Annotated in this window: 16 protein-coding genes and 1 tRNA gene; all 17 read left to right on the top strand. The window is 63.1% G+C overall.

All coding sequences use genetic code 11. The features are described from left to right. The coding region (locus GEV06_24020) for a hypothetical protein (protein ID MPZ20941.1) at nucleotides 1-92 on the top strand (92 nt) is incomplete at its 5' end. A 9-nt stretch (nucleotides 93-101) separates the two neighbouring features. Then, entirely contained in the window at nucleotides 102-251 is a 150-nt protein-coding gene (gene rpmG / locus GEV06_24015; protein ID MPZ20940.1) for a 50S ribosomal protein L33, read from the top strand. A gap of 40 nt (nucleotides 252-291) precedes the next feature. Further along, nucleotides 292-367, top strand: a tRNA-Trp gene (locus GEV06_24010). A 167-nt stretch (nucleotides 368-534) separates the two neighbouring features. Further along, nucleotides 535-795, top strand: coding sequence for a preprotein translocase subunit SecE (gene secE / locus GEV06_24005; protein ID MPZ20939.1), 261 nt, complete (start codon nucleotides 535-537; stop codon nucleotides 793-795). Between the two features lie 2 nt (nucleotides 796-797). Next, nucleotides 798-1346 (top strand): transcription termination/antitermination protein NusG, encoded by a 549-nt coding sequence (nusG, locus tag GEV06_24000; GenBank protein MPZ20938.1) that lies wholly within the window; start codon nucleotides 798-800, stop codon nucleotides 1344-1346. Nucleotides 1347-1430: 84 nt separating this feature from the next. Continuing rightward, entirely contained in the window at nucleotides 1431-1856 is a 426-nt protein-coding gene (gene rplK, locus GEV06_23995) for a 50S ribosomal protein L11 (GenBank protein MPZ20937.1), read from the top strand. Nucleotides 1857-1875: 19 nt separating this feature from the next. After that, entirely contained in the window at nucleotides 1876-2580 is a 705-nt protein-coding gene (locus GEV06_23990; protein MPZ20936.1) for a 50S ribosomal protein L1, read from the top strand. 159 nt (nucleotides 2581-2739) lie between these two features. Beyond that, nucleotides 2740-3264 (top strand): 50S ribosomal protein L10, encoded by a 525-nt coding sequence (gene rplJ, locus GEV06_23985; protein ID MPZ20935.1) that lies wholly within the window; start codon nucleotides 2740-2742, stop codon nucleotides 3262-3264. A gap of 162 nt (nucleotides 3265-3426) precedes the next feature. Next, nucleotides 3427-3813: a 50S ribosomal protein L7/L12 gene (rplL, locus tag GEV06_23980; protein ID MPZ20934.1), complete on the top strand. Its 387-nt coding sequence runs from the start codon at nucleotides 3427-3429 to the stop codon at nucleotides 3811-3813. 206 nt (nucleotides 3814-4019) lie between these two features. Continuing rightward, a complete protein-coding gene (rpoB, locus tag GEV06_23975) occupies nucleotides 4020-8324 on the top strand; it encodes a DNA-directed RNA polymerase subunit beta (protein ID MPZ20933.1) in 4305 nt (1434 codons plus the stop codon). 265 nt (nucleotides 8325-8589) lie between these two features. Next, nucleotides 8590-12786 carry a DNA-directed RNA polymerase subunit beta' gene (rpoC, locus tag GEV06_23970; GenBank protein ID MPZ20932.1) on the top strand — a complete coding sequence of 1399 codons (4197 nt, stop codon included), beginning with the start codon at nucleotides 8590-8592 and terminating at the stop codon, nucleotides 12784-12786. A gap of 167 nt (nucleotides 12787-12953) precedes the next feature. Then, nucleotides 12954-14579, top strand: a complete 1626-nt coding sequence (locus GEV06_23965) for an insulinase family protein (GenBank protein ID MPZ20931.1) — start codon at nucleotides 12954-12956, stop codon at nucleotides 14577-14579. Between the two features lie 31 nt (nucleotides 14580-14610). Further along, complete coding sequence (locus GEV06_23960) at nucleotides 14611-16863, top strand: hypothetical protein (protein ID MPZ20930.1); 2253 nt, start codon at nucleotides 14611-14613, stop codon at nucleotides 16861-16863. A 246-nt stretch (nucleotides 16864-17109) separates the two neighbouring features. Beyond that, nucleotides 17110-17484, top strand: a complete 375-nt coding sequence (locus GEV06_23955) for a 30S ribosomal protein S12 (protein MPZ20929.1) — start codon at nucleotides 17110-17112, stop codon at nucleotides 17482-17484. A gap of 113 nt (nucleotides 17485-17597) precedes the next feature. Further along, on the top strand, nucleotides 17598-18071 hold the full coding sequence (gene rpsG / locus GEV06_23950; protein ID MPZ20928.1) for a 30S ribosomal protein S7: 474 nt from the start codon (nucleotides 17598-17600) through the stop codon (nucleotides 18069-18071). A 140-nt stretch (nucleotides 18072-18211) separates the two neighbouring features. Further along, on the top strand, nucleotides 18212-20323 hold the full coding sequence (gene fusA, locus GEV06_23945; GenBank protein ID MPZ20927.1) for an elongation factor G: 2112 nt from the start codon (nucleotides 18212-18214) through the stop codon (nucleotides 20321-20323). A 125-nt stretch (nucleotides 20324-20448) separates the two neighbouring features. After that, the coding region (locus GEV06_23940; protein MPZ20926.1) for an elongation factor Tu at nucleotides 20449-20533 on the top strand (85 nt) is incomplete at its 3' end.

The raw sequence follows: 20533 nt of genomic DNA, 5'->3' as shown, positions 1-20533 counted from the left end.
CGCCGGTGGCGTTGGAGACGGGGTTGCGGTTTGCGATTCGGGAAGGCGGCCGCACGGTGGGCGCGGGAACGATTTCAGAGATCGTGGAATAGGGGTCAGCTATGCGCGACATCATTGCTCTGGCATGCACCGATTGCAAGCGGCGCAACTACAGCACGACCAAGAACAAGAAGACGACCACCGAGCGGCTCGAGCTCCGGAAATACTGTCGGTTCTGTCGGACGCACACCGCGCACCGCGAAACGAAGTAAGTGACGAGTGACGAGCGTGGTCGTCACTCGTCACTACCGTAGGCCAGTAGCTCAACTGGTAGAGCACCGGTCTCCAAAACCGGGGGCTGGGGGTTCGAGTCCCTCCTGGCCTGCCAAGGATTCTGACGATGAGTAGTGGTCAGTGGCCAGTGATCGGTGGTCAGACGACGGGCGATCTTTCGCGGGCTGCATCGTTTATCAGCGGTAGCTCGTCGCTAGCCCCCGAGCGTTGGTGAACCGGCTGACCACTGACCACTGGCCACTACTCATCGAAGAGATTGATATGAGAGCGATGGCGGAACGAGCGGGTGAAAGCTCCGGCGGCTTGCTGAGCAAGCCCGGTGAGTGGTGGTCGCGTTCGCGCGATTTCGTCGTGAAAGTGCGCGAAGAAATGCGTCGCGTGACCTGGCCGACGCGCACGGAAGTGTACGCGACAACCTTTGTCGTCATTCTGACGGCGATCTTCTTTGGCTTGTACCTGTGGGGGCTTGATTTGCTGTTCGATCGGGTTGTGGCCGGGATCCTCAGAGTCTTGGGGGCGTGATGATGACGACGACAGAACCAGCCGCCAAGCAGTGGTACATCGTCCACACGTACTCCGGGTTCGAGAAGAAGGTCAAGGAGTCACTCGAACAACGCATCCAGGCCTATGGGTTGCAGGGGGAGATCGGCGAGATCCTGATTCCGACCGAGGATGTTGTCGAGATGCGGGGCGGGAAGAAGGTGGTGAGCTCGAAGCGTTTCTTCCCGGGCTATCTGCTCGTCGAAATGAGCATGTCGGACAACGCGTGGCATGTGGTCAAGAACACGCCCAAGGTGACCGGGTTCGTGGGCGCTGGTGCGAAGCCGACGCCGCTCTCGCGGGACGAGGTCGACCAGATTCTGGAGCAAGTCTCGCAGGCAGCCGAGAAGCCGAAGCCCAAGTACACGTTCGAAAGAAGCGACCAGGTACGGATTAACGAGGGTCCGTTCGCCGGCTTCAACGGCGTAGTCGAAGAGGTGAACACGGACAAGAACACGCTCAAGGTGATGGTGACGATCTTCGGCAGATCGACGCCAGTTGAGCTCGATTTCTTGCAGGTGGAAAAGCTGTGAGAACCCCGCGTCCGTAGCGCAGGCCTTTAGGCCTGCGGCACGGTGCGGTTGGCAGGCCTGAAGGCCTGCGCTACGTGAACTGCTATGGCCAAGAAAGTCGTCACGGTTGTGAAGCTCCAGATTGCGGCGGGTAAGGCTACGCCCGCGCCGCCGGTGGGAACCGCGCTAGGTCCGCACGGCGTCAACATCATGGACTTCTGTAAGAACTTCAACGCGAAAACCGCCAGCCAGGAAGGGCTGATCATCCCGGCGGTCGTGACCGTTTATCAGGATCGCAGCTACACGTTCGTCACGAAGACGCCGCCGACGCCCGTGTTGCTCAAGCGCGCGGCGAACATCGCGAAGGGGTCGGCAGAGCCCAACAAGTCCAAGGTGGGTACGGTCACACAGAAGCAAGTCGAAGAGATTGCTCGGACCAAGTTGCCGGACCTCAACTGCGACTCGCTCGAGGCAGCGATGCGGAACGTCGCCGGCACGGCTCGGTCGATCGGCATCGATATCACCGGCTAGCGGAAGGATTGAGGACGCCATGTCGCAAGTAGGCAAGAAGTACCAGGCGGCCAGCGCGCAGGTCGAGGCGCGGCCCTACGCCCTCGAGGATGCCATTCCTCTGATTCAGCGGCTGAAATATTCGAGGTTCGACGAGACCGTTGAGGTGGCGCTGCGCCTTGGCGTCGATCCCAAGCACGCGGACCAGATGGTGCGCGGTACGGTGGTGCTGCCGCATGGCCTTGGGAAGAAGAAGCGTGTCCTCGTTATCGCCGGTGCTGATAAGCAGAGGGAGGCAGAGGAGGCGGGCGCCGACGTCGTCGGGGGCGAGGAGATCGTCGAGCGGATTCTGGGCGGATGGCTGGAGTTCGACGCAGTCGTTGCTACCCCAGACGTCATGCGCAGCGTCGGTCGACTCGGTAAAGTGCTCGGCCCGCGTGGCCTCATGCCGAATCCCAAGACTGGAACCGTGACCGCCGACGTCGTACGGGCAGTTCGCGAGATCAAGGCGGGTAAGGTGGAGTTCCGTGTCGATCGAACCGGGATCGTCCACGCGCCGATTGGCAAAGTCTCCTTTGCCACGGAGAACCTGGTGGCAAACGCGCACGCCTTGGTCGACAGCGTGCTGAAGGCAAAACCGGCGGCGGCCAAGGGGAAGTACGTCAAGGGGATTACCGTCTCTTCGACCATGGGGCCCGGCGTGCTCATCGACGCGAGCCACGTGGACGCATTGGCCAAGCACTAAAAGGCAGTGATCAGTGGTCGGTGGTCAGTCGATGGGCGAGCGCTCGCGGGCTAACGGCTAACGGCGGATTTGGCTGTTCCTCGCGATGTGGGCCTCCGGCCGTGGCCAACCGGCTGATCACTGGCCACTGATCACTGACCACTACTCAGGAATGCACTTATGGCAGTAACGCGAGCCGACAAAGAAGCCGAGGTCGGGACGCTCACGGAAGTGTTCGGGCAGGCGGAGACGGCAATTCTGCTCGACTACCGTGGTCTCAAGGTTCCCGAGGTCACCGAGCTTCGCCGACAAGTACGCGCGGTCCGGGGCTCATATCGCGTGGTGAAGAACACGTTGGCGAAGCGAGTGCTCGCCGGCACAGCGTTCGAAGATCTCACGCGCTATCTCGAGGGCCCAACCGCAGTGGCCTTCAGTGAAGACAATCCTATCGGTCTCGCGAAGGTTCTGACGACGTTCGCGAAGACGGCGCCGGCGCTGGTCGTGAAGGCGGCGGTCGTGCAAGGAGAGACGCTGGTGCCGCAGGAGGTTGGCGACCTTGCGGTCATGCCAGGAAAGGAAGAGCTCTACGCGCGACTGCTCTTCTTGCTGCAGGCGCCGATGGTGCAGATGGTGAGCGTGTTGAACGCGCCACTTCGCGATGTCATGTCCGTGCTGGTGCAGGCGGAGAAGAAGGCAGAGGCGTGACAGTGTTCGCGGTATGCGCATGAGACGGTAGGGCGCGTTCGCCGAACGCGCCGTGTGGACCGAACGCCTCGGTGAGGCGCCGGGGTCCCCAGCGCGGCAGCCGCGCGCTGGGGTGGTCCGTCCCTACCGTGCGTGCATCCAGGATTGAGAGAGGAGCAGGGAATGCCAGACGTAACACAGGAACAGGTGGTCGACTACATCAAGAACATCTCGGTCATGGAGCTGTCGAAGCTGGTCAAGACGCTCGAGCAGGAGCTCGGCGTGTCGGCCGCTGCGGCGGCGCCGGTCGTCGTGGCGGGTGCAGCGCCGGCAGCCGCAGCCGCTCCAGCCGAGGAACAGACCGAGTTCACCGTGGTGCTCACCGAGATCGGTGCCAACAAGATCAACGTGATCAAAGCGGTACGCGAGGTGACCAGCCTCGGGTTGAAGGAAGCCAAGGATCTCGTCGAGGGTGCGCCCAAGGCCGTCAAAGAGGACATCCCCAAGGAAGAGGCAGAGGCCATCAAGAAGAAGTTCGAAGACGTCGGCGCGAAAGTCGAGCTCAAGTAGATCGCATTGGTTCTTAGCTCTTGGTGCTTGGTTCTTGGTGCGGGCGGCGCAAGTGGGCGGCTGGCGCGGATGCGCTGGGACGCCCTCGCCCGGCTGAGCGAGCGCACGGCGCGGTCTCGCGATGAGAACCACCAATATCCGTCGCCGCACCAAGAACCAAGAACCAAGAACCAGGGACCAAGAACTAAGCGTGGGACCCAAAAAGCATGACCAGCCTTGCTACTAACGTCTATCGCGACCGTATCGATTTTTCCAAGATCAGGACGACGGTTCCGATTCCGAACCTGATCGAGATTCAAAAGAAGTCGTACGAGCGCTTCTTGCAGATGAATCGGTTGGCGGAGGAGCGCGAGGACATCGGGCTTCAGGCTGTCTTCAAGTCCGTCTTCCCGATCAGCGACTTCCGCGAGAACTCGTCACTCGAGTTCATCGAGTACTCGATTGGCAATTGGCAGTGCAAGTGTGGTCGCCTCGAAGGCTTGATCCACCTGCGCAAGCCTTGCGTCAGTTGCGGCTCGCCGCTCGTCGCCGATCCCTACGGCGGGCACGAGGTGGTGTGCGCGAAGTGCGGCCAGGTGAGCGAGGTTCGCGCAGATATCTGTGATACGTGCGGACAGACCGTTGAGATGAAGCTCAAGTACGACGTGGAGGAGTGCCAGGAGCGGGGCATGACCTACGCCGTGCCCCTCAAGGTGACGATCCGCCTCGTCGTCTGGAACAAGGACGCGGAGACAGGCGCCAAGACCATTCGCGACATCAAAGAGCAGGAGGTCTATTACGGCGACATCCCGCTGATGACCGACAACGGCACGTTCATCATCAACGGCACGGAGCGCGTCATCGTCAGCCAGCTGCACCGCTCGCCCGGCGTCTTCTTCCACTCCGAGGACAAGACGCTCTTCATTGGGCAGATCATTCCGTATCGCGGGTCGTGGGTGGAGTTCGAATACGACACCAAGAACCTGCTCTACGTGCGTATCGATCGCAAGCGCAAGTTCTTGGCAAGCGTCTTCTTGCGCGCGCTCGGCTTGCGCGGCGCGGATGAGATCCTGCACGCGTTCTACAGCGTCGACAGATTGCTGCTGAGCGGCGGGGGCGTGTTCTGGGCAGTGGGCCCCTCGCTCGTCGGCCTGCGCGCGGGAAAGGAGGTCACCGTTCCCGGCACGGAGCTGACGATTGCCAAGGGCAAGAAGATCAACCGGCAGGCGGTCGAAGCGTTGCGCAAGGCAGGGGTCGAGGCGATCGAGGTCGAGCCATTCGAGTTCGAGGGCGCATGGACGGCGTCCGACGTCGTCGACCCGCAGACCGGCGAGGTCTTGCTGGAGGCCAATGAGGAGCTCACACCGCGCGAGGTCGCGATTGCGCAGGAGAAGGGGGTCGAACGGCTCGACATCTTCTTCCCCGAGCGCGACGAGATTGGACCGGTGCTGTCGCAGACCTTGAAGAAGGACCCCATCCACACGCACGAAGAGGCGCTCATCGAGATCTATCGGCGCCTTCGCCCGGGGGATCCGCCCACGCTCGACAGCTCGCGCTCGTTGTTCGAGAGCATGTTCTTCAATCCGCAGAAGTACGACTTCTCGCGGGTGGGGCGCCTCAAGCTGAACACGAAGCTCAAGCTGACCACGCCGCTCGACGAGCGGATTCTGCATCCGCAGGATTTCTATCAAGTCATTACGTTCCTGTTGAAGCTGCGGCGGAATCCTGCAGGCGTCGACGACATCGATCACCTGGGGAACCGGCGCGTCCGCTCCGTTGGCGAGCTGCTCGAGAACCAGTTCCGACTGGGCCTCGTACGCATGGAGCGGGCGATCAAGGAAAAGATGTCGGTGTACCAGGAAATGGCCACCGCCATGCCGCACGACTTGATCAATGCGAAGCCGGTCATGGCGGCCATTCGCGAATTCTTCGGGTCGTCACAGCTCTCGCAGTTCATGGATCAGACCAACCCGCTCTCGGAGGTGACGCACAAGCGACGTCTCTCCGCGCTGGGGCCGGGCGGGCTCTCCCGTGAGCGTGCCGGGTTCGAGGTGCGCGACGTGCACCCGACGCACTATGGACGCATCTGCCCGATTGAGACACCGGAAGGACCGAACATCGGCCTCATCTCGTCGCTCTCCTGCTATGCCCAGATCAACGAGTTCGGGTTCGTCGAGTCGCCGTATCGCAAGGTCGAGAACGGGCGCGTGATCGACAACGTGATTATCACCGCGGCACCGCAGGGATCGAAGCACTCGGTGGGGGATCTCGTGAAGGTGGAGGAAGTCCTCGACGAGGAGGGATCTCCCAAGCGCGGCCGCCGCAAGGGGCTGGAATGGGAGCCGTTCTCGTACTATCTCTCCGCCTGGGAGGAGGACCAGTACCTCATCGCTCAGGCCAACGCCCGCGTCGACGAGCGGGGGTACCTGCTGGACGAGCGCATCAACTCCCGGCAGGCGGGCAACTTCGTGCTGGCGGCTCGGGAGAACGTCCAGTTCATCGACGTTTCGCCGAAGCAGCTCGTGTCGGTGGCCGCCTCGCTCATCCCGTTCCTCGAGAACGACGATGCGAACCGTGCGCTCATGGGGTCGAACATGCAGCGGCAGGCGGTGCCCCTCATCCAGGCGCGCGCGCCCTATGTGGGCACCGGCATGGAGTACATCACGGCGCGCGACTCCGGCGCCGTGGTCGTCGCGCGTCGGGCCGGGACCGTCGACTACGTCGACAGCCAGCGGATCGTCGTGCGCGTCGACGCCGAAGGCGAGGGCGTGGCGAAGGAGATGGGCGCCGACATCTACAACCTCGTGAAGTTCAAGCGCAGCAACCAGAACACCTGCATCAGCCAGCGGCCTATCGTCCGCGTCGGTCAGCGCGTGCAGAAGGGACAGGTGCTGGCGGACGGCCCCTGCACCGAGTTGGGTGAGCTGGCACTCGGGCGGAACGTGCTCGTGGCGTTCATGCCGTGGCGCGGCTACAACTTCGAGGACGCGATCCTGGTCTCGGAAAAGCTCGTCAAGGACGACTACTACACCTCCATTCACATCGAGGAGTTCGAGATCGAAGCGCGGGACACGAAGCTCGGGCCCGAAGAGATTACGCGAGACATCCCCAACGTCGGCGAGAGCTACCTGAAGGACCTCGACGAGAGCGGGATCATCCGGATTGGCGCCTATGTCAAGCCGGGCGACATCCTCGTCGGCAAGGTGACGCCGAAGGGGGAGACGCAGCTCACGCCGGAAGAGAAGCTGCTCCGCGCGATCTTCGGCGAGAAGGCGGGAGACGTGCGTGACGCGTCGCTCATCTGCCCGCCGGGCATCGAGGGGATCGTGGTCGGGGTGAAGATCTTCTCGCGCAAGGGCATCGAGAAGGACGAGCGGGCGAAGGCCATCGAGGCCGAAGAGCTCGACATGATGGAGAAGAACCTGCAGGACGAGATTCGCATTCTTCACGAGGAGACGAAGAAGCGTGTCGTCGCGACGCTGCAGGGACAGACGCTTCGTCAAGATTTGTTCAGCGAGACCGGCAGCGAGCGCCTGCTCAAGAAGGGCGCGGTGCTGACGGCTGATGACATGGCCGACGTGCCGTTCCTGGCACTGGTGCGCGCGAAGGTGTCGAGCGATGATCCGCGTCTCGACGAGGATCTCCGGCTGCTCGAAGACCGGACCGAACGCCAAGTGGAGGTCATCCGCCAGCTGTTCGAGGAGAAGAAGGAAAAGATCCGGCGCGGCGACGAGCTGCCGCCGGGCGTGATCAAGCTGGTGAAGGTGTACGTCGCGATGAAGCGCAAGCTGTCGGTCGGCGACAAGATGGCGGGCCGACACGGCAACAAGGGTGTCATCGCGCGCATTCTTCCCGAAGAGGACATGCCGTATCTGCCGGACGGCACGCCGGTCGAGATCGTGCTCAATCCGCTCGGCGTGCCATCGCGCATGAACGTCGGGCAGATTCTGGAGACACACCTTGGCTGGGCGGCCCATGCGCTCGGGTTCTACTTCGCGACGCCCGTGTTCGACGGTGCGACCGAGGCGGAGATCAAGAGCTGGCTGGAGCGTGGCGCCCTGCCAAACAGCGGGAAGACGCGGCTGTTCGACGGGATGTCCGGCGATCCCTTCGAGCAGGATGTGACCGTGGGTTACATCTACATGCTCAAGCTGTCGCACCTGGTCGACGACAAGATCCACGCGCGCTCGATTGGGCCGTACTCGCTCATCACGCAGCAACCGCTCGGCGGGAAGGCGCAATTCGGCGGACAGCGCTTCGGTGAGATGGAGGTCTGGGCGCTGGAGGCGTACGGCGCAGCGCACATTCTCCAAGAGCTGCTGACGGCCAAGTCGGACGACGTGACGGGCCGGGCGAAGATCTACGAAGCGATCGTCAAGGGCGACGCGTCGTACACGCCTGGGTTGCCGGAGTCGTTCAATGTGCTCATCCGAGAGCTGCAGGCCCTGGGTCTGGACGTCGAGCTCATGAAGCTCAAGAAGCGGCCGGAACAGGTCCAGCCACCGGTCGAGGAGCCGTCGCTCACCACATGAGGTGCGACGACGGCGCGTTCGGCGAACACGCCCTACCGGGCCTTGCTGAGGTCGACGTTTGAACCCTTGAGACCCCGAAACTTGACGCATTTGAGTCAAGTTTCAGGGTTCTCGAGTGAGCGTCGGAGAGCGCGGCCAGAGATCGCGGTCCGCTAGAACCCTTGAGGCAGCGAAACCTTGACTCGTTGAGTCAAGGTTCGGTGCGTCGAGTGAGCGTCGGGGAGCGCGGCCAGAGATCGCGGTCCGCTAGAACTGAGGAACATCCATGAGACCTGAACGTAGCGCGCTGACATCCGACTTCGACGCCATTCGCATCAGTCTGGCGTCGCCGGAGAAGATTCTCGCGTGGTCGCACGGCGAAGTGACGAAGCCGGAGACCATCAACTACCGGACGTTCAAGCCGGAGCGAGATGGCCTCTTTTGCGCGAAGATCTTTGGTCCAGTCACCGATTGGGAGTGCCTCTGCGGCAAGTACAAGCGGATGAAGCACCGCGGTGTCATCTGTGACAAGTGCGGTGTCGAGGTGACGCAGGCGCGTGTGCGCCGGGAGCGGCTGGGCCATATCGGGCTGGCCACGCCGGTGAGCCACGTGTGGTTCTTCAAGGGCTTGCCGAGCCGCATTGGCCATCTGCTGGACATCTCGCTGCGCGACCTCGAGCGCGTGCTGTACTTCGAGGCGTACGTCGTCATCGAGCCGGGCACGACGGATCTGAAGATGCACGAGCTGCTCAACGAAGATCAGTTTCGAAAGAAGCGTGAGGAGTTCGGCTTGACGGCGTTCCGCGCGGGCATGGGCGCAGAGGCCATCAAAGAGCTGCTCAAGCGGGTGGAGATTGAGGAGCTCGCCGGCGAGTTGCGCCGCAAGATGAAGGATGAGCAGTCGGCGCAGAAGCGGCTCAAGTTCGCGAAGCGGCTCAAGGTGGTCGACGCCTTCCGGAAGTCGCACAACAAGCCGGAGTGGATGATCCTCGATGTCATCCCGGTGCTGCCGCCGGAGCTGCGGCCGCTCGTCCCGCTCGATGGCGGGCGCTTCGCCACGTCGGACTTGAACGACCTGTATCGGCGCGTCATCAACCGGAACAACCGGTTGAAGAAGCTCATCGAGCTGAAGGCGCCGGACGTCATCATCCGCAACGAGAAGCGGATGCTGCAGGAAGCCGTTGACGCGCTCTTCGACAATGGCCGGCGGGGCCGTGTGCTGCGGGGCGCGAACAACCGGCCGCTCAAGTCGCTGTCGGACACGCTCAAGGGCAAGCAGGGACGATTCCGGCAGAATCTGCTGGGCAAGCGCGTCGACTACTCGGGCCGGTCGGTCATCGTCGTGGGACCGGAGTTGAAGCTGCACCAGTGCGGCCTGCCCAAGAAGATGGCGCTCGAGCTCTTCAAGCCGTTCATCTACAACAAGCTGGAGGAGCGTGGGCTCGTCGCCACGATCAAACAGGCCAAGGAGATGGTCGAGCAGCAGCGGCCCGAGGTCTGGGACGTGCTCGAAGAGGTCATCAAGGAGCACCCGGTCCTGCTCAACCGCGCCCCGACGCTCCACCGCCTTGGGATTCAGGCGTTCGAGCCGACGCTCGTCGAAGGGAAGGCCATTCGAATCCATCCGCTGGTGTGCACCGCGTTCAACGCGGACTTCGACGGCGACCAGATGGCGGTGCACATCCCCCTGTCGCCGGAGGCGCAGATCGAGGCCTCTGTGCTGATGATGGCGTCGAACAACGTCCTCTCGCCGGCCAATGGGCACCCGATTGCCGTGCCGTCGCAGGACATCGTGCTCGGCTGCTACTACCTGACCAAGGCGAAGCCGGGCGCGAAGGGCGAGGGGCGTCTCTTCGGCAACATGGAGGATGTCATCCTCGCGCTCGAGAATGGCCAGCTGGAGACGCTGACGCCGATTCGGCTGCGCTATCGAGGCTCGCTGATCGATCTCACTGTGGCGCGTGACGACCAGGACGTCCTCCACAGTGGCGTGCAGGAGGTCTCTGCCAAGATCGTCAACACGACTGTCGGTCGCGTGATCTTCAACGACGCGCTGCCGGTGGAGATGCCGTTCGTGAACGGCTTGCTGAAGAAGAAGGGGCTCCAGCAGTTGGTGCAGTACTGCTATCTGCACCTCGGCCTCGAAAAGACGGTCGAGATGCTGGACCGCCTCAAGGAGGTCGGGTTCCGGTATGCGACCCGCTCGGGGATGTCGATCGGGATCGATGACCTGGTGATCCCAGCCCACAAGGCGACCATCGTCGACCGGGCGCGTGAGGAGGTGATCAAGGTCGAGCAGCAGTACCTCGACGGTGCCATCACCAACGGTGAACGCTACAACAAGGTGATCGCCCTGTGGTCGGAGGCCACCGAGAGGATTGCCGACGAGATGTTCAGCGAGATGGAAGAGACGGATCGGAACGGGCTGTTCAATCCGGTGTACGTCATGGCCGACTCGGGCGCGCGCGGCAGCAAGCAGCAGATTCGTCAGCTCGCGGGGATGCGCGGCTTGATGGCCAAGCCGTCGGGCGAGATCATCGAGACGCCCATCACGTCGAACTTCCGCGAAGGCCTCACGGTGCTGCAGTACTTCATCTCGACGCACGGCGCGCGCAAGGGACTGGCGGATACGGCGCTGAAGACCGCCGACTCGGGCTACCTCACGCGCCGGCTCGTCGACGTCGCTCAGGACCTCATCATCCAGGACCGGGATTGCGGTACGCTGGACGGCATCGAGGCGCAGGCGATTGTCGAAGGCGGCGAGATCATCGAGCCGCTGCGCGACCGCATCATCGGCCGCGTCGCGCTCGAAGACATCAAGGATCCGTTCACCGGCGACCTCATCGTGGCGGTGAACGAGGAGATCACGGAGGAGCTCGCCTCGCGCATTCAAGAGTCGGGCCTCGAGCGCGTCAAGATTCGCTCGGTGTTGACCTGCGCGTCGCGCCGCGGTGTGTGCGGCAGGTGCTACGGGCGGGACCTCGCCACGGGCCGGATGGTCGAGCTCGGCCTGGCCGTCGGCGTGGTTGCGGCGCAGTCGATCGGCGAGCCGGGCACGCAGCTCACCATGCGGACGTTCCACATCGGTGGGACGGCGTCGCGCATCTCCGAGCAGTCGACGCAGGAGGCCAAGCACGCCGGCCGTGTCCGCTACGACAAGTTGGAGTACGTCCAGGGCCGTAGTGGCGAGTTCATCGTGATGAACCGCACGGCGTCGATCGTGATCCAGGACGACAAGGGTCGCGACCGTGAGCGCTATGCCGTCGTCTACGGTGCACGCCTGCGCGTCAAGGACGGCGAGCGGGTCGAGCAAGACCAGGTGCTCGTCGAGTGGGATCCGTACACGATCTCGATCCTCACGGAGGCGACGGGTACCGTGAAGTTCCGCGACATCATCGACGGTGTCACGGTGCACGAAGAGCTGGATGAGGTGACAGGGCTGTCCCGACGCATCATCGTCGACTCGCCGGACGAGAAGAAGCAGCCATTGATCGAAATACGGTCTGAGGACGGCAAGACCGTGGTGGCTCGCTACCATGTGCCCGTCCACGCCCACCTCATGATAGACGACGGCGAGGAGGTGCGCGCCGGTCAGGTACTGGCGAAGATCCCGCGTGAGACCACCAAGACCAAGGACATCACGGGCGGTCTGCCGCGCGTCGTCGAGCTGTTCGAGGCGCGCAAGCCGCGCGAGAATTCTGCCGTCATTAGCGAGATCGATGGCACGGCCAAGATGGGGGGCATCGTCAAGGGGCTGCGGAAGGTCTACATCGTCCCGGACGAGCCGGGCGCCGAACCGCGCGAGTACTCGCTGCCGCGCGGCGTGCACGTCAACGTGCAGGACGGCGATCGCGTGCAGGCTGGCGAGCCGTTGATGGACGGGCCCAGCAATCCGCACGACATCCTGGCGGTGCTCGGCGAGAAAGAGCTGCAGAGCTATCTGGTCAACGAGATTCAAGAGGTCTATCGGCTCCAAGGTGTCAACATCAACGACAAGCACATCGAGGTCATCGTCCGGCAGATGATGCGGTGGGTGAAGATCGAGGACGTCGGCGACACCGAGTTCCTCGTTGACGACTACGTGGACCGGTTCCGATTCATGGAAGAGAACGAGCGCGTGATTGCGGACGGTGGCCAGCCAGCCAAGGGCCGGCCAATGTTGCTCGGGATCACGAAAGCTTCGCTCTCGACCGACTCGTTCATTTCCGCGGCATCGTTCCAGGAGACGACACGCGTGCTGACCGAGGGATCGATCGCGGGTCGGGTGGACTTCCTCCGCGGCTTGAAAGAGAACGTCACGATGGGCCGGCTCATCCCGGCGGGCACGGGCTACGATTACTACAGGGGTGTCCGGATCCCGCACGACGAGCCGCCGCCACCGCCGCCGCCTGCCGCGGATGAGATCGATCTGGAACACGAGATGGAGTATCTCGCCGACGCGGACGAGCTCCTCGACCGCGAGCGTGGCGAGGTGCTGGACTAGCCGGGCAGGGTGAAGGAGTCCGAAGACCGCCTCGCTACGCGAATTCTGGTGTGACAGCACACTAGGACACTAGGACACTAGCGGCCGCCTCGCCTCGGCGAGGCGGCCCCACCGTCGTTCATGGTAACGGCGCGTTCGCCGAACGCGCCGTTCTCGAGGACTTCTCCATGACGCACTGTCGTTCTAGCGGGCCGTGGCTTGCAGCCGCGCCCCCCGACGCTCGCTTGAGAACTCGAAACTTGACACAGTGCGTCAAGGTTCTCGTTCTCAAGGGTGCTCGAGTGCTCTTGGGGCTGGCCGTTGGCGTCGTCTTTGCGACGGCGGTCTCGGTTCAGGCCCAGAGCCTCGCGGAGCTCGAAAAGAGGACGACCGTTCACACGCTGAAGAACGGCTGGACGTTCATCATCGTCGAGCGGCCAGACACGGCGCCGGTGTTTGCCTTTGCGACACAAGCGGACGTGGGATCGGCGCAGGAGATCCCAGGGATCACGGGTCTCGCCCACATGTTCGAGCACATGGCGTTCAAGGGCACGCCCAACATCGGGACAACGGACTACGAGAAAGAACGTCTGGCCATCGAGGAGATGGAGCAAGCGTATCAGGCCTACGAAGCGGCACGGCTTGCGCGCCATCCGGACAAGGCCGACGTCGACAAGCTGAAGAAGGCGTTCGAGCAGAAGCAGGCGGACGCCAATCGCTATGTGGTGCCGAATGCCTTTGGTGAAGTCATCGAGCGGGAAGGCGGCGTCGGGCTCAACGCCGGTACCAGCGCCGATTCGACGGTCTATTTCTATTCCCTGCCGGCCAACAAGGTCGAGCTCTTTGGGTACCTGGAATCGGAGCGCTTTCAGCGGCCGGTGTTCCGTGAGTTCTACAAGGAGCGCGACGTGGTCATGGAGGAACGGCGCCTGCGCACCGACAGCCAACCGATCGGCAGGCTGGTCGAGAAGTTCATCGGTGCGGCGTTCAGCGCGCACCCATATCACCAGCCGGTCGTCGGCTACATGAGCGATTTACAAACGTTCACGCTGACCGACGCGGAGGCCTTCTACCAGAAACACTACAGGCCCGCGAACCTGGTGACGGTCATCGTGGGCAACATCGAGGCGGCGGCAGTCATTCCGATCCTCGATCGGTACTTCGAGCGGATCCCTGCCGGGCCGGAGCCGGCTCCTGTGCGTACGGTCGAACCGGAGCAGACCGCTGAGGTCGTCCTCACGCTGCGCGATCCGTCACAGCCGTTCTATCTCGAGGGCTATCACAAGCCAGCCGGGACCGATCCGGAGGAACCGATCTACGATGCGCTCGGGGACATTTTGGGCCGCGGTCGTACATCGCGTCTGTACAAGAGCCTCGTGCGAGACCAAAAGGTGGCCGTCGGAGCACAGGCATTCGGCGGGTTCCCTGGATCGAAGTACCCGAATCTCTTCACGTTCTATATCGTGAGCGCGGTGGGCGTGCCAGGCGAGAAGGTGCAAGCGGCGCTACGGGCCGAGATCGAGAAGCTCAAGACCGAGGACGTCACAGACGAGGAGCTGGAGCGGTTCAAGACGCGCTCGCGCGCAGATCTCGTACGCTCGCTCAACAGTAACTCCGGGCTGGCCGGGCAGCTGGCGGCATACCAGACGCTGTTTGGCGACTGGCGCGAGATGTTCCGGTACCTCGATCGCCTGGACAAGGTGACGAAGGCGGACATCCGGCGCGTGGCCAATGAGCTCTTCGAGGATACGAACCGGACTGTCGGCCAGATCGTCACGGAGAGCGCCGAGGCAGAGACGAAGACAGGGCAGTAAGTTTTGAGTTATGGGTTGTGAGTTCTGAGTCATGAGTATGTTCGCCATGCGATCGCGCCTGCTGGTGGGGTTGCTCGTTGCGGGTTTACTGTCCGTAGCGCCAGCGCTGGCGCAGGTGAAGCAAGCGGACGATCTCGAGTATCCGCCGCTGCCCACCGTCGACATCCCAACACCGGAGCGGGTGGTGCTGCCGAATGGCCTGGTGCTGATGGTCATTGAGGACCACGAGCTGCCACTGGTCAACGCGAGTGCCCGCATCCGCACCGGGTCGCTCGTCGAGCCGGCCGACGACGTGGGCCTGGCAAGCGTGACCGGCGCGATGTTGCGCGCCGGCGGGACGGTGTCGCTTCCGCCCGACGAGCTCGACGCGTTTCTCGAGAGCAAGGCCGCCTCCGTGGAGACCAGCATCGGTCTCGATGTCGGGCGCGCGTCGGTCAGCGCGCTCAAGGAAGATTTCCCGGAAGTGCTCCAAGTGTTCGCCGATGTGTTGCACCGGCCCGCGTTCGACGCCGGACGCATCCAGGTGGAGGTTCAGAGCCAGAGCGCCTCGATCGCACGTCAAAACGACGATCCCGGCGACATCCTGTCCCGCGAGTTCGACAACGTGCTGTACGGCACGGAGTCACCGTACGCCCGGGTCCCGACGTACCAAACGATTGGCAATATCGCACGCGAAGATCTGGTCGCTTGGCACGAGAAGTACTTTCATCCGAACCGCATCGTCCTTGGCGTCTGGGGCGACATCACCGTGGCGGATGCCACGGCGCTCGTGAAGAAAATCTTCGGAGACTGGCCGAAGGGACCGGAGCCGCCGCCGCTCGAGAAAGAGTTCCCGCCGCCGCCGGACACGCCCCGTCCGGGTGTGTATCATGCACTCAAGAAGGACGTGAACCAGTCCAATATCACGATTGGGCATCAGGGTGAGCTACGAACAGGCGATCCGGACTTCTTTCCCGTCGCGGTGCTGAACGAGGTCTTGGGTGGGAGCTTTGCATCGCGTCTCTTCTCTAACGTGCGATCGGCCAAGGGTCTCGCTTACGCCGTCTCCGGCTCTGTCGACTCGAGCTTCGTCCGAGTCCAGCCGTTCTCGATGTTCATGACAACGAGGACGCAAACGACTGGGGCAGGCATCGATGCGCTGCTTGCAGAGGCTGAGGCGATTCGCGCCGCCAAGCCCCCAACCGATGCGGAGGTGGCGCGTGGGAAGGCCGCGATCCTCAACTCGTTCGTCTTTCAGTTCGCCACCGTTGGACAGGTCATCAATCGGCAGCTCGACTTCGAGTACTACGACGTGCCGCTCGACTGGCTGGATCGCTATCGCGCCGAAATCGAGAAGGTCACGACCTCGCAGGTTCGAACGGTTGCGCAGAAGTACATCCACCCCGATCGTTTCTCAATCGTTGTTGTCGGCACGGGGGAGGAATACGACAAGAAGCTGGATGCATTCGGCGCCGTCCGCACCCTCGACATCAGCATTCCGCCGCCGCCCAGTGGCCAGCCCAGTGGCCAGCCCAGTGGCCAGCCGAGCGGCCAGCCCCCGAGCGGCCAGCCGAGCGGCGAGCCCCCGAGCCCGGCGGGTGCCTCCAACAAGGAGGCGGCGCCGATCTCCCCGGCGGCCTTGATGGCGGCAAACGCCATGCTGGACAAGGCGACCGACGCTGTTGGTGGTCTCCAGAAGCTGCGCGACCTGACGAGCTATCAGCAGACCGCGACAATGCAGATGCCCGGTCCGCAGGGCCAGGCGGTCAAGGTGCGTCTCACTGTCGTGATGCCCAACAAGGTTCATCAGGAGATGACGAGCGCGGTTGGAACCACGGCGATCGTGGTCACGCCGGACGCGTCGTTCCTCACGGGGCCGCAGGGCACGATGGCGATGCCGGAGAGCCGGCGCGCGATGGTTGAACGGGAGGCTTGGTATGACCCCCTCCTGATTCTGGTCGCGCGTGGCCGTCCAGGATTCAAGGCCATTCACACGGGCAAAGGCAGTGTTGGCGAGACTACTGTTCAGCTAGTGGATGTCAGCCGCAGTGACGATACGGTGACGCTTGGGATCGATGGTGCGACCGGACGGATCCTGAGCATGACCTATCGAGGAATGGGCACGTCCGGGGAGCCCGCCACGATCGAGCAGCGCTTCGATGACTTTCGGACCGTCGAGGGCTATACCGTGCCCTTCAAGGTCATGAGCACGATCGACGGTAAGCCTGGCCCGGCAGCCACGATCCAGGCAGTGGCCGTCAATGCCAAGGTGGATCCAGCCTTGTTTACAAAACCTGAGGGTTAGTGCTACACTCGTCAGGTTCTAAAGGAGTCAGGACACCCTATCTGGCTCCGAGCGCCGGGAGGGCGTCTCGCCACGGCGAGGCGAAGGCCTGCCTGTTACGAGCCGAGACGGTCGGTTCGCCTCGACGACGATATCGCGAATAGGGGAATGAGCTCCGAGTGCCAAGCTGCTGCCCGCAGCTTTTAGGCTTGGGGCGTCTCGTCAGCGGCATGCAAGCTCGTCGCTGTGCGTGTGTCTGGAGTTGCTGTGCCGACGATCAGCCAGTTGGTTCGAAAAGGCCGCGACAAGGTGCAGGTCAAGACGAAGAGTCCCGCCCTGCAAGGCTGTCCACAAAAGCGCGGCGTGTGCGTCCGCGTCTTCACGCAGACGCCCAAGAAGCCAAACTCGGCACTGCGGAAGGTTGCTCGCGTCCGGCTGACGCACGGGATCGAGGTTACGACCTACATCCCCGGTGTCGGCCATAACCTGCAGGAGCACTCGCTCGTGCTCGTGCGCGGCGGTCGTGTCAAGGACCTGCCTGGTGTGCGTTATCACGTCGTGCGCGGCACGCTGGATGCGACGGGCGTTACGAACCGCAAGCAAGGCCGATCGAAGTACGGAGCGAAGAGACCCAAGGCCTGACGGCGTACTTGGTTCTCGGTCCCTGGTGCTTGGTTCTGGCGCGGCTTCGCCGCGCCCCAACGCCTAGGCGCACCAAGCACCAAGAACGAAGAACCAAGGACCTGAGAAGTGCTATGCCACGGAGACGAGAAATCACGCGACGGGAGCTGGCGCCGGATCCGCTGTACAACAGCGCGTTGGTGACCAAGTTCATCGGTGTCGTCATGAAGGACGGAAAGCGGAGCGTCGCCGAGCGGATTCTCTATCGCAGCTTCGACATGATCCGGGACAAGACTGGTGACGAGCCGATCAAAGTGTTCAAGAAGGCGGTGGACAACACCAAGCCGAGCGTCGAGGTGAAGTCGAGGCGCGTCGGCGGGTCGAACTATCAGGTGCCCGTCGAGGTGAACCCGAACCGCCGCTTGTCGCTGGCGATCCGTTGGCTCGTGGGACAGGCGCGGTCGCGCGGCGACGGGAAGACGATGGAGGAACGGCTCGCCAACGAGCTGCTCGATGCGTCGAACCTGCGTGGCGGGGCTGTGAAGAAGCGAGAAGACACACATCGCATGGCGGAGGCAAACAAGGCCTTTGCCCACTATCGCTGGTAACACCGAATTGGAGTACGTCGCGCGTGGCCTTTCCGCCTTCGCACTTTTGCGCTTCGGCGGACCCGCCGTAGCCTTGGCGGAGGCTGGCAGGCCGCGCGTGCAAGGGGCTCAACGCCCCTTCGCTACCTGAGTCGAGAGTCATGGCGCGAACGGTACCACTGAACAGAACGCGCAACATCGGCATCATGGCGCACATCGATGCCGGGAAGACAACGACGACCGAGCGCGTCCTGTATTACACCGGCATCACCTACAAGATAGGTGAGGTGCATGAAGGCACCGCGGTGATGGATTGGATGGAGCAGGAACAGGAGCGTGGCATCACGATTACGTCTGCCGCGACCACCTGCTTCTGGCGGGACCATCGCATCAACATCATCGATACGCCGGGCCACGTGGACTTCACGGCCGAGGTGGAGCGCTCGCTTCGCGTTCTCGATGGCGCCATCGCGGTGTTCGATGCGGTCGCCGGTGTAGAGCCGCAGTCGGAGACGGTCTGGCGGCAAGCGGACAAGTATCGGGTGCCCCGGATCTGTTTCGTCAACAAGATGGACCGCGTCGGGGCCAACTTCACTCGAACGGTCGAGCAGATTGCCAGCCGGCTGCAGGGCAACCCTGTCGTGATTCAATTGCCGATTGGCAGTGAGGACAAGTTCATCGGCATCGTGGATCTCGTGCGGATGCGCGCCCTCGTGTGGATGGACGAGACGCTTGGTGCGGGATCGCACGAAGAGGAGATCCCCGCGGCGCTGCAGGAGGAAGCAGCGCACTATCGTGAACAGCTCATCGAGAAGGTGAGCGAGGTCGACGACAAGGTCCTCGAAAAGTACCTGGCGGGCGAGCCCATTGGCGAGGAGGAGATCCGAGCCGCGTTGCGCAAGCGCACGATCGAGTCGATCCATCGCCAGAGCGCGGCAGTGTTCGTTCCGGTGCTCTGCGGCGCGGCGTTCAAGAACAAGGGCGTGCAGCCGTTGCTCGACGCCGTGGTCGACTACTTGCCGTCGCCGGTCGACGTCCCCCCCATCGAAGGCCTCGAGCCGCGCAAGGATGGGGAGCAGGCCGTCGCGGAGCGGCCGTCTTCGGACGACGCACCGTTCTCGGCCCTCGCGTTCAAGATCATGACCGACCCGTTCGTCGGTCAGCTCACCTTCATTCGCGTCTACTCCGGCGTGATGAAGTCCGGCGCGACGGTGTACAACTCGACCAAGGGGAAGCACGAGCGCATCGGCCGTCTCCTGAAGATGCACGCCAACAAGCGTGAGGAGATCAAAGAGGTCTACGCCGGGGACATCACCGCAGCGGTGGGGCTCAAGAGCGTGATGACGGGCGACACAATCTGCGATGAGAAGCAGCCGGTCGTGCTCGAGTCCATGGATTTTCCGGAGCCGGTCATCTCGCTGGCCATCGAGCCAAAGACCAAAGCGGATCAAGAAAAGCTGGGACAGGGCCTCGCGAAGCTCATGGCGGAAGATCCCACCTTCCGCGTGAAGACCGACACGCAGACCGGTCAGACGATCATCGGCGGCATGGGCGAGCTGCACCTGGAGATCATTGTCGACCGCCTGAAGCGCGAGTTCAACGTCGAGGCGAGTGTCGGCCGGCCGCAGGTTGCATACAAGGAAACGATCACCTCGGCGGCCGAAGGTGAAGGCCGCTACATACGACAGACCGGTGGCCGCGGCCAGTACGGGCACGCGAGGATCCGTCTCGCGCCGCGCCAGCATGGCGAGGGGTACGAGTTCGTCAATGCGATTGTTGGTGGCTCGGTTCCGAGGGAGTTCATCAAGCCAATCGACGAGGGTATCCGCGAAGCGCTGACGACCGGCGTGCTGGCCGGCTACCCGGTCGACGATGTGGCCGTGGAGCTCTACGACGGGTCGTCCCATGACGTCGACTCGTCGGAGATGGCGTTCAAGATTGCCGGCTCGATGGCGTTCAAGGATGCAGCGCGGAAGGCGCGGCCCATCCTGCTCGAGCCGATTGTGCGTGTCGAGGTGGTGGTGCCCAAGGAGTACATGGGCGACGTGATGGGCGATCTCGCCAGCCGCCGCGGACACATCCAAGGTCAGGAGGAGCGCGGCGGCACGCAAATCATCAATGCGCGCGTGCCGCTCTCCGAGATGTTCGGCTACGCGACCGACTTGCGCTCACGGACGCAGGGCCGGGCGACGTATTCGATGCACTTCGATCGCTACGAGCCGGCGCCGCAGAACGTCGCAGAAGAGGTCGTGGCACGAGTGCAAGGTCGATGAGGATTTGTAGGCCCGACAAGTTCGGTCGGGCGGTGGAGGAGCGAGGGGCCCGTAGCGAGGGGCCTTTAGCCCCCTCGGGACGGTAGATTCGGCGCCCCTCGCGTGCGCGAACGGAGAATACGGCGATGGCGAAGGAAAAGTTCGAGCGGTCGAAGCCGCACGTGAACATCGGGACGATCGGGCACATCGACCATGGGAAGACGACGCTGA

Origin of the sequence: Luteitalea sp. (assembly GCA_009377605.1) — a bacterium.
Lineage (GTDB): Bacteria > Acidobacteriota > Vicinamibacteria > Vicinamibacterales > Vicinamibacteraceae > WHTT01.
This window is presented reverse-complemented; position numbering and strand designations above follow the sequence as displayed.